The 9,798-nt window shown below is 59.6% G+C and carries 9 protein-coding genes; 1 reads left to right on the top strand and 8 read right to left on the bottom strand.

The genetic code is table 11. The features are described 5' to 3' along the window. Nucleotides 1–251: 251 nt before the first annotated feature. The 5 genes from AC56LW_RS20190 to AC56LW_RS20170 form a co-directional block, all read right to left on the bottom strand. The gene (locus AC56LW_RS20190; RefSeq protein ID WP_332532109.1) at nt 252–839 is read right to left on the bottom strand and encodes a 2-hydroxychromene-2-carboxylate isomerase; all 588 of its coding nucleotides are present in this window, start codon (nt 837–839) and stop codon (nt 252–254) included. Continuing rightward, on the bottom strand, nt 840–1,004 hold the full coding sequence (locus AC56LW_RS20185) for a hypothetical protein (protein ID WP_499637103.1): 165 nt from the start codon (nt 1,002–1,004) through the stop codon (nt 840–842). It abuts the gene before it with no gap. Between the two features lie 534 nt (nt 1,005–1,538). Further along, on the bottom strand, nt 1,539–2,000 hold the full coding sequence (locus tag AC56LW_RS20180; protein WP_332532110.1) for a hypothetical protein: 462 nt from the start codon (nt 1,998–2,000) through the stop codon (nt 1,539–1,541). A 136-nt stretch (nt 2,001–2,136) separates the two neighbouring features. Then, nucleotides 2,137–2,706 (bottom strand): hypothetical protein, encoded by a 570-nt coding sequence (locus AC56LW_RS20175; protein ID WP_499637102.1) that lies wholly within the window; start codon nt 2,704–2,706, stop codon nt 2,137–2,139. Between the two features lie 136 nt (nt 2,707–2,842). Then, the gene (locus AC56LW_RS20170; RefSeq protein ID WP_499637101.1) at nt 2,843–3,163 is read right to left on the bottom strand and encodes a hypothetical protein; all 321 of its coding nucleotides are present in this window, start codon (nt 3,161–3,163) and stop codon (nt 2,843–2,845) included. Nucleotides 3,164–3,398: 235 nt separating this feature from the next. On the opposite strand from AC56LW_RS20170, the gene AC56LW_RS20165 reads away from it, so the two are divergent. Beyond that, on the top strand, nt 3,399–3,989 hold the full coding sequence (locus AC56LW_RS20165; RefSeq protein ID WP_332532113.1) for a hypothetical protein: 591 nt from the start codon (nt 3,399–3,401) through the stop codon (nt 3,987–3,989). Between the two features lie 14 nt (nt 3,990–4,003). On the opposite strand, the gene AC56LW_RS20160 is transcribed toward AC56LW_RS20165, so the two are convergent. From AC56LW_RS20160 to AC56LW_RS20150, 3 genes are all read right to left on the bottom strand, one after another. Beyond that, the gene (locus AC56LW_RS20160; RefSeq protein WP_332532114.1) at nt 4,004–5,095 is read right to left on the bottom strand and encodes an SGNH/GDSL hydrolase family protein; all 1,092 of its coding nucleotides are present in this window, start codon (nt 5,093–5,095) and stop codon (nt 4,004–4,006) included. Nucleotides 5,096–5,159: 64 nt separating this feature from the next. Next, nucleotides 5,160–8,027 carry a glycoside hydrolase family 31 protein gene (locus tag AC56LW_RS20155; RefSeq protein ID WP_499637099.1) on the bottom strand — a complete coding sequence of 956 codons (2,868 nt, stop codon included), beginning with the start codon at nt 8,025–8,027 and terminating at the stop codon, nt 5,160–5,162. 63 nt (nt 8,028–8,090) lie between these two features. After that, nucleotides 8,091–9,776 (bottom strand): DUF5597 domain-containing protein, encoded by a 1,686-nt coding sequence (locus AC56LW_RS20150; RefSeq protein WP_499637097.1) that lies wholly within the window; start codon nt 9,774–9,776, stop codon nt 8,091–8,093. Between the last annotated feature and the right edge of the window lie 22 nt (nt 9,777–9,798).

Genomic DNA, 9,798 nt, shown 5'->3' with positions numbered 1-9,798 from the left:
ACCAATCTGACCCACGTGCTCAATGGCACTCAGTCTGAACAGTGTCACCCCGACCGGCCACATCAACAATATTATCTACTGGTGCGCTGGTATCTTCAATATACGAGGTCTGACATTTGGACACGAGCTTAACAGCACCAGCGGGGTCAGGTCTGACATTCGGACACGAGCTTAACAAGAAGTCTGTTGAAGGATACCTTTTCAAACGTACTAGGGTAGAGTCCGTGTCCAAATGTCAGACCTGACCCCGGCTATTTTCCGTAAGCGATCGCATCCTCGAGACGGTCATTCCCCCAGAACATCTCGTCGCCAACGAAAAACATGGGTGCGCCAAAGATGCCGCGGGCCTGGGCATCGGCTGTGCGCGCACGCAGCGCGGCCTTGCACGCATCCGTTTTCGCTGCCGCGATGATCTCTGCACTGTCAGCGCCAAGTCCTGCGAGAATCCCGGCCAGCACCGCCTCGTCGCCAATGTCGCGGTCGTCCGCGAAATTGGCCAGCATGACCTGTTCACAGAAACCCTCAAGCCAGGACGTGCCTTTGCCCTGTAGTGCGATGCGCCCGGCAAGTAGCGCATTACGGGGAAATACGGAAGGGCGTTGCCAGCGCAAGCCGTATTTGACGCACTGGCGGCCCATATCACGCCATACGTAATTGCCTTTCAGCGTCTGCAGCACGAATGGCGACTTCTCCCACCCGAGCGACTTGAAGATCGGACCGAGCATGAACGGCTTCAGCTCGACACGCAGGTTGGCAGCGGCCGCTGCATCGCGTATCCGCATCATGCTCAGGTAACTATAGTTGCTGCCGAAATCGAACCAGAATTCGATGGTGTTCATTTAGCGTGGACCCTGTGAGTCGAAGATGAAAAGGCAACGGTTCTCGATACTCTCACGGGGAGGAGTATCGGTCGGCGTGGCCGGATGGGTGAATCCCGCGTGGGGCGCATGGCATGTCCGTGGCCGAGTCGTATTGCTTGAAAGCAGCACCTCATCGAACTGCATCTCCTGGAAATCGATTCAGGCGTGGGCCGGGTTGTACAGCACTTCGAGGACTTCGACCACACCGGCGGGATCAGGTCCGACATTCAGGCACGGGCTTAACAAGATGCCTGTTTAACGATGCCTGGTTGAAGGTACTAGGAAGAGTTCGTGTCCAAATGTCAGACCTGACCCCGGCTACTATGTCAGACCTGACCCCGGCTACTCGGCTACATGACCCCGGCTACATTTAGGGAAGAGCTCGTGTCCAAATGTCAGACCTGACCCCGGCTACCCTCGGCTACATGACCCCGGCTACATTTAGGGAAGAGCTCGTGTCCAAATGTCAGACCTGACCCCGGCTACCTGACCCCGGCTACCTTGCATCCGAAAAAATCGGCTGGGATCATGTGTGCGTCTACGGTGTAATTGTCTGGAAACTGCACTGGGCCTTAGGTCCGCTTTTGGCCGAGCCCGGCCGTTATGCTAAGCATAGCAGGTGGCCAGGTTGATAATCCAGCGGTGGCCGCGAAGGCCGGTACTGTCCTGAAGCGGCGCTTACGAGTCGAACTGATCAACGAGCTTGTACAGCAAATTGCACTCATCGAGAGTGCCTGTGTCGCCTTCCAACTCATCAATTCGATGACGTACTGCATAGTATTCGCGCGCGTTTCTGATTTTTGATCGTTCGATAATTGCGGCGAGCAGCAATGCATCCTGCCTGAAGAATTCGGGGAAGTTCCTGGCTACTGAACTGTGCAGAATCTTTGAGACTTGGGCACGTTTGCCATTCTCAACCTTGCGCAGAAGCATCGGCAGTTCGCGTAACCCTTGCTCCAAACCGGACGCTATTTGAGACTTACGTACCCCTGCCTTTAAGGCTTGTTCATAGGCGCTCTTCAAGGACTTCCATGACGAACAAAGGGACGAAATAACTGGGTCGTGTATGTCAGCGATTGCTGTAGTGAGGTCTTCATACACGGCAAACAGCTTTTCATACTTCGTGTTGGCTGTACCCATTTCGTTCCTTCAATGTTCGTAGCAAAAGTCCGCTTCTGGCCCAGCCCGGCCGTGTAGGCAGCATAGCAGTTTGCCAGGTAGAAAATCCAACAGTGGCCGCGACAGACCGAAATAGACCCACTGCAGACATTGGCCTCTAAAAGAAAAACGGGCGGGGGTTGAACTCGTTGATGACTTCTGTTGCGCTAAAGAAGCGAGTCGTCTCATCACGGGGATACTGCGATACGCGAGCTGTTTGAAGATGTTTGCACTTCTCAAGTGAGACGAGCGATTTGTCCGGAGGACATACACCTAAAAGTTCTAAATGGGTCAGCAGAGGAAGATGGGCCAACGGATCGAGCGACTGAACCGTTGTTGTTTTTCTCGAAGCGTCCCAGCTCGGGAGCGTCGACAGGGACAATGTCGTCAGCCGTTGTAGCCTGCTTAGCGGCGAGATATCGCAGATCTTCGGCATGTGCAGTATTTGCAGAAAGTGCAGTTCACTGAGCTTCCCAAGAAACTCGAAAGACTCATCAGGAAACGTAGCAATCACCAGCTCCTCCAGGTTAGGCAGCGCGCTCAGGGGTACAAGGCTCTTGTACTTACAATGCCATATCCTTGCGCTACGTACCAGTTCGGGATCTGCAACTGATGGGAATGTGCGAGCAGGGTCGCGCATTAAATCTAGGTGTACATCCGGCATATCGTGTTTTCCCATTGTTGCCATATAGCAATGTCGAGCTTGTACTCCTGGCCGAATTCGGCCCTTGCGTTAGCTTAGCGGGTTGCCATGCTGGAAAAGTCACACGCTATCTCGGCCGGCAACTGACGACTCAAAGCAGACGTCGGAGGCTACAGGCGCGCTATAACTTCACAACCTTCTCAAATTTGATCTCGTCAGGCGAGAATAAATGTAGCCATTCGGTGATTCCATTCTTGTCGCTGCATTCCAGCTCGTATCCCGGTGGCTTTTCGTAAATCTCAATGACCCACGCGACGTCACCTACCTCTGGTTTACGAATATCGCCCTTGCCCAAGTCAGAATTCACAGGCTGTCTTAACTCCGTGATCCGTACAGCGTCAAAGAGCTCAATTGTTGGGTCTAACATTTGTTCTCCTAACAAATCGGCGGAACCCGGCTGTTCGGTCCAGCATGGCAGGTCAGCCGGGCTGAAATGCAGCATTGGTCGCGACAGGCCGGTACTGGCTAATAGCGGGCTTTCCGCAAGCGTACGCAGAAATTGTCCTGGTCGCAACAAATTGCGTTTGTTGAATTTAATTATTGCGTCAATTTCGGTAGCGGTTTTTCACTGACCTGGTGCAGTCTTTGCGCTCTGTGTAACCCGACATGGGTCCGCAGACTCGAATCGCGCCCGTTTCTCGTTCTATAGTTGATTACCTCACCAATTAACCAGCGCCATGCCCCATATTGCTGTTGACGTCAACAACGTGCGCATCACGACAATCAACCTGGCCTCAACGCGCCTCATGAACGTATCCGTGCATGGCGCGCTCGACCGGACGTTGAAAGCGGCCGTCGATGCGATGGGCGGTAATTATGACGAAGGCAGCTGCGGCCATCTGACCTGGCTGATCGACCATCCCGTGCAGCTGGGAGACATCGTGCGCGTCCACCTGAACCAGGGTGACGCGAATGGCGATGCCGGCAAGACGTTCGAGGAACTGTTCCCTGACGAGCCGCCATCGACCCAGACCGATTTTTCGATCTCCGACACCATGGCCGCTGAAATTCGCGCCAGGCCACGGCGCCATGCGGCATTCGAGGTGCAGGCATCGACATCGGCCGGGCAACAGGCAACTGCCACCAGCAACGAACGCGATACCGACTTCAGATTCAGCGTGCTATGGGATCACTTCCAGCCGGACGAGGCCCGCATCCACCTCGCAACCTACTGCCTCGATCATGTGCTGGCCCGCATGGCGGGAACGACGCATCTACAAACGACGATCCGCGCAGGCGAGACTGCGACGTTCTCACTCGTGGCATGACAGGCACTGCACCGTTATTTGGTCCCCGTCCAACCCAGTTTTTTTCGCACGAACGCGGTCAGCAAGTCCGCATTGGCCTGATGCTGTTTGACACGCGGATGCTGCCCATAGCCAGTGAACGGGAAGAACAGCGTATCGATGCGCGCGTCACCTGATGCGTGCAGGTTCGCCACCGCCGACTTGACGTAGCCCGGCCACACGGAACCGGCGCGGGTTGCGTCCATGCTCCCCAGCGCGCAGACGATGTACGCGTTCGGATACAGCGCGCGCACGCGGGCAACGAACGCCTGGTAGGCCGCGATACGCTGCGCATCCGTCGGTTCCGGCTGCAGCTTGTGATCGCGCCCGATCAGCCAGCTGTCGTTCTGCATCAGGTTGATGACGACGACATCAGGCGTCCAGCGCTTGAAGTCCCAGCGGCTGTCGTTGTCGCCGACGGCATTGATCTGGTCATAAAAATCCGGCATCGTAAACGGGAACCAGCTGATCATGACGCCGATGCCGCTCTGCGACGTGATGTGTGCTTCGGCGCCAAGCTGGCGCGCTGCGATTGACGCATACGATTGGTAGTTGTTCTTGTCCTTGCCCAGATCGTCCCGCCCATCATCGGGCGCTTCGTTGCCCATGCCGCTCGTGATCGAATCGCCGAAGAACTCGATCCTGCGCGTCGGCCGTGGGGGCGGCGGCGCCAGCGGCGCCTTGTCATCGAGCTCGATGCCCTTGAAGACGGTGGCGCCCTCCTCACCCTCGGTGCGTTTGGTCAGCAGAAAACGGTGCGCGCCCGCTGCCAGGCCATTGGCGACCAGATAGGTCTTGCTGCCCTTCTCCAGCTGCAGGATGACGGGCCGCGCGGTGTCGCCATCGATGAACACATTGAAGTAATTTTTGCCGTGCTGGTCATCGAGCACGATCGCCAGCGAGGTGCCCGTGAAGTTGGCGGCAATGCTCGTCCCGGGCCAGCTCAGAACGGGCGCCTTCGCATCGGTCATGTCCACGCGGCCCGTATAGGCCAGGTTAGGATGATCCGCCGCGATCTGGTTGGCAGCGCCAGCGGGCGCAAGATGCAGCAAGGCGGCCAGTGCAAGTGAATACGCGAGATTTTTCATGGATGTCAGTATGAAAAAAGCCGGGTGCATGCTGGCACCCGGCTGTTGATAAGCGCCGTAATGATTACAGCTTGATGGTCACCGGCTTGCCGTCATAGACCACGGTCTTGTCGGCCGCGTCCAGATTCTCCGCCGTCGACACGCCCGGCTTGATGACGCGCACCTTGAACTCGCGCTTCATCGGCATGCCCTTGTACTGGCCGGCGCGCTCGCCGATCTGCACGACGCCTGTCTTGTCGTCGTAGGCGATCCGGATGCGGCTGGCCTCACCACGCTCGTAGGCATTGGTCACGCCATCATCTTCGTACAGCGTGGCTTCGCCATTGGCACCCGCGTACACGAACAGCGTGACCGGCGCATCCGGCTTCTCGTCGACGTACTGCGTCACCGGGCCCGCCGTGATAACTGAGCCGGCCTTGACGAACAGCGGCATGCGCTCACGCGGTGCCTGCACGGTGCGCGTGGCCCCGCCCTTGAAGCGCTCGCCCGTATGGAAGTCATACCAGTCCGCGCCCGCCGGCAGGTACACCTGGCGCGACGTGGCCTTGTACGCATACACCGGCGCCACCAGGAACGACGGGCCGAACATGTACTGGTCCTTGATGTTCTTGACCTTCTCGTCGTGCGGGAAGTCCATCACCAGGCCACGCATCATCGTGCCCGAACCGTAGTGCGTGTCGGCCGCCATCGTGTAAATGTACGGCATCAGGCGATAGCGCAGCTTCAGGTACCACACCATATTGTCGCGCATGGTGTCATCGCCATTGGCGATATTGTAGATCTCGCGCTTGACCACTTCACCGTGCGAGCGGAACAGCGGCGTGAAGGCGCCGAACTGGAACCAGCGCTGGTTCAGCTCACGCCATTCCTTCATGTCTTCCGGATTGGCTTCGGCGCGCGAGGTGACGCGGTTTTCCTGGGCCGAGCCCACGTCGCCTGTCTGGTAGCGCACTTCCTGCGCGTAGCCGCCGATGTCGTGGGTCCAGTTCGGGATGCCCGACATCGACATGTTCGTGCCCGATGCGATCTGGTCGAACAGGTTGTTCCAGCGGCCGACCGTATCGCCGCTCCATACCGCCACCGAATTGCGCTGGATGCCTGCAAAGCCCGAACGCGACAGGATGAACTGGCGCTTGTCCGGCTGGTCGCGCGCCAGGCCATCGGCCATCGCGCCCGTGCTCACCAGGCTGTACGGATTGAACGTGATTTCGCCGGCGCCATACACGGTCGGGCCGATCAGTTCCTTGAAGTCTTCCAGGCGGCTGTTGGACAGAACGTCAGGCTCGGTATTGTCCATCCACCAGGCGTCGAAGCCCAGGTCGACCAGTTTCGTCTTCAGCTGGCGGTAGTAGATGTCGCGCGCTTCCTTGGTATACGGATCGTAGTGGCTGTTCAGGTAACCCTTGCCGACCCAGTCGCGCGAGCCATTCTCGACGTTCTTGGTCCACATATAGCCCTTGGACTCGAGCTCCTTGTAGTTGTCGGTATTGGCGTAGAACTTGCCCCACACCGACAGCATGATGCGCGCGTTCTGCTTGTGCACCGCGTCGACCATGCCCTTCGGGTCCGGGAAGCGCTTCTGGTCGAAATCGTGCGATCCCCAGCCGTCTTCGGGCCAGTAGAACCAGTCCTGCACGATGTTATCGAGCGGCCAGCCGCGCTTGCGGTACTCGGTCACTGTATCGAGCAGCTGCTGCTGCGTCTCGTAGCGCTGGCGCGATTGCCAGAAGCCGTACGACCATTTCGGCATCATCGGCTGCTGGCCGGTCAGGTGGCGGTAGCCGGCGATCGCGCGGTCCATGTTGTCGCCGCTGATGACGTAGTAGTTGATCGCTTCGGCGATCTCGGACGACAGCGTCAGCGAATGGCGCTCCGGCGCCGGCAACGGATTGTTGTGGGTGATCGCGACCATGCCGCCCGATGGCTTCCACTCCAGGTGCAGCTTGACCGGCTTGTTCTTCGCGAACTTGACTTCGAAGTTGTGGTACCACGGGTTCCAGCCCATGCGCCAGACATCCATGACCTGCTTGCCGTCGACGGTCAGCGTCGCGTAGTCCGACGAGTACAGCTGCATTTTGTGCACGCCCGGCTTGTCGCTGCTCATCGTGCCTTCCCAGACCACGCGCACGTCCTTCAGGTCCTTGTGCGGGCCGAGCTCTTTCGGCCAGTTCTCGTCGAGGTCCTTCAGGTACTGATAATCGATGTCTTTCTCTTGTCGCGTCAGCGCCAGTTTGCCGCCGATGTAGTAGCGGGCCGTCAGGCCTTCGCTCTTGCCATCGACGCCGCGCAGAACCAGGTCACGCGACATCAGATCGTACGGCGTCTGGTCACCGAAGCGAGAAATCGAATTGTTATCCCACAGGACGCCATAGCCCTTGTCGGACACGACGAACGGCACCGCGGCGATCATATTGTGCTGCTGGAGCAGCACGTCTTCGCCGTTGTAGTTCATCTGGTTGTTCTGGTGCTGGCCCAGGCCGTAATACGCATCCTTCGTGCCGTGGTTGAAGCCCTGCTTGATCGCCACGAACGGCTTGCCGCCCACGTTCACGGGCTGCATCGATTCGGAAGCCTGCGCCAGGAAGCGCTTGCCGTTCGCGTCGAAGAAGGCGACCTGGCCATCCTTGAGCGACACGGTGGCGGCGATCTTGCCGGCCTTGAGCTGGACCGAGTCCTTGCCGGGCGTGACGGTAAAGGCGCAGCTGCTCGCGCATGGCTTGGCGACCGTCATCAGGGATGGCGTGAGCGTCTTGTCGGCCTGGTCAAGCTTGACCACCTGGACGATGTTGTCGCTCATGAGGTTCAGCCGCACCACCTTGGCGCCGCTGTCCGGACGCACCTCGATACCGGTCGCGGTCTGTTGGAAGGTGCCTGCATCGGCCCCGGTTGCCGCCAGCATCACTACTGCGGCCGCCACTTGTGTCATACGCATTTGTCGATCTCCTGTTGTGTACTTTTTATGCTTATTACTTGTTGTGCTTATTACTTGTTACGCCTACTCGGTATAGGTGCCCAGCCGGACCTTGAGGACGGTCGGCGTGGCCGGCAGGTTCAGGCCGTAATCGGTCTGGTCGCCATTCCAGTTGCGCTCCATGACCCATGTGCCATTCGCGTCGAAGCGCCCTTCTTCGACCCGTGCCAGCATCGACGGCTTGCCGTCGTTGGCGCCGCTGCCGGAGAGCTTCACGCGCGCCTGCTGGCCGACGATGACGAATTCGTTGTCGCCGATCTGCGCGAACGCGACGCCGCCAGCCGGCTGCTCGGTGCCCGACTGGTACTCGTTCTTGTCCTTCAGGTACTGGCGCTCGCCGAACTGGAACTCGCGGAACGACACGTTCGCCGTCCAGCCCTTCATGGCCACCGTCTGCGCGGCGCGGTCGTCGCCCTCGGCCACGCCGTAGGTACGGCCTTCGAAGGCCCAGCGCGCCCACTGGCGCGTCATCGGCGCGAACACGCCGTACACCTTGGCGAATGGTTCGACCATCCGCTTGTCGGTGTGCTTGGCGCCCAGTGGGTAGTTGCTGTAGTCGGCATAATCCAGGCCGAACGGCGCCACGCCGATCGCGCCCATGCCCAGGGCCTGGTACACGTAGCGCGCGTAGCCGGGCGCGTTGCCCATTTCCGGGATCATCAATGCGTTGTCGGGCCGCTGGAACGACTTGAGGACCGCCTTGACTTTTTTCGATTCCGGCATGTAGATGTCCGGCGCAGCGAAGTCGATGTGGGGCGCGGCCACTTTATAAATGTCGAGGACGTCATAGGTTGGCCCGCCGCTGGCGAAGCCCCCGCCGTCCTTCCACAGTGCTGCCGGTTTGCCGTCCAGCGCCGGTTCGCGCAGCGCATTGTTGACGAACATCGGCAAGTCGTAGACCGCGCGGCCGGCCTTGGCGATCGACTCGATGTAGCTGGCAATCGCCCAGGAATGGAAGTACTGGGCGGCGTAGTCGCCATACACCTGGGTCCAGGTGCCACTCGTGACGCCATGGACCTTCGGCGTCTGGCGCGCCACGACGGCGGCCGGCACTGGCTGCGCGAACGCGGCCTGCGCGCGCGCGCCGAAGTCGCGCTCGAAGCCGTAGGTGCCCACCTCGTTCTCGACCTGCACCATGATCACGGTGCGGTGCGCACTGTCGGTCTTCTTGATGTGCTCCATCATGCGCACGAATGCGCGGCGGTCCAGCGCCAGCGTCTCTTCGCCAAACGGCGAATGGCTGTAGACGGTCTTGCCGTCCTTGTCCTTCATGCGCGGAAAGCGCGCGTTGTCGAACTTGACCCATTCCGGCAGGTAGCCGGGCCCCGTGTTCTTCCAGGTGCCGAACCAGACGATCACGAGCCGGATCTTGTTGTCGCGCGCCTGCTTGACCAGCGTGTCGAGGAAGCTGAAGTCGAAGCTGCCCTCTTTCGGTTCGATCTGCTCCCACGCGATCGGCATCTCGAGCGTATTGGCGCCCGCGTCCTTCAGCGCGGCCCAGACCTTCGGCAACGCCGCCGGGTAATTGCTGGAGTTGTGGGCCTGGCCCGCCAGCATCGTGAACGGCGCGCCGTCGACGATCAGGGCGTGGCGGCCGTCCTTGCTCTCGAGGCGCGGCAGCTCGGGCGCGGCCAGCGCGCCGTGCGCCGTCAAGGCCAGGCACAGTGGCGCGAGATGCGTCAGGCGGCGGGCGATCTGGTTCAGCTTCATGCGGGTTGTCTCCTTCGTGGTG

It is taken from the genome of Telluria sp. LT2P80, from assembly GCF_059685955.1.
The sequence above is the reverse complement of the archived record's forward strand: the minus strand, read 5'-3'. Positions and strand labels throughout refer to the sequence as shown.

Excerpts from the sequence above, each read along its gene's own strand:
- AC56LW_RS20175 (WP_499637102.1), bottom strand. The coding sequence starts at position 2,706 with ATGGCAACAATGGGAAAACACGATATGCCGGATGTACACCTAGATTTA.
- AC56LW_RS20150 (WP_499637097.1), bottom strand. The coding sequence starts at position 9,776 with ATGAAGCTGAACCAGATCGCCCGCCGCCTGACGCATCTCGCGCCACTG.
- AC56LW_RS20190 (WP_332532109.1), bottom strand. The coding sequence starts at position 839 with ATGAACACCATCGAATTCTGGTTCGATTTCGGCAGCAACTATAGTTAC.
- AC56LW_RS20185 (WP_499637103.1), bottom strand. The coding sequence starts at position 1,004 with ATGCAGTTCGATGAGGTGCTGCTTTCAAGCAATACGACTCGGCCACGG.
- AC56LW_RS20165 (WP_332532113.1), top strand. The coding sequence starts at position 3,399 with ATGCCCCATATTGCTGTTGACGTCAACAACGTGCGCATCACGACAATC.
- AC56LW_RS20170 (WP_499637101.1), bottom strand. The coding sequence starts at position 3,163 with ATGCTGCATTTCAGCCCGGCTGACCTGCCATGCTGGACCGAACAGCCG.
- AC56LW_RS20180 (WP_332532110.1), bottom strand. The coding sequence starts at position 2,000 with ATGGGTACAGCCAACACGAAGTATGAAAAGCTGTTTGCCGTGTATGAA.
- AC56LW_RS20160 (WP_332532114.1), bottom strand. The coding sequence starts at position 5,095 with ATGAAAAATCTCGCGTATTCACTTGCACTGGCCGCCTTGCTGCATCTT.
- AC56LW_RS20155 (WP_499637099.1), bottom strand. The coding sequence starts at position 8,027 with ATGCGTATGACACAAGTGGCGGCCGCAGTAGTGATGCTGGCGGCAACC.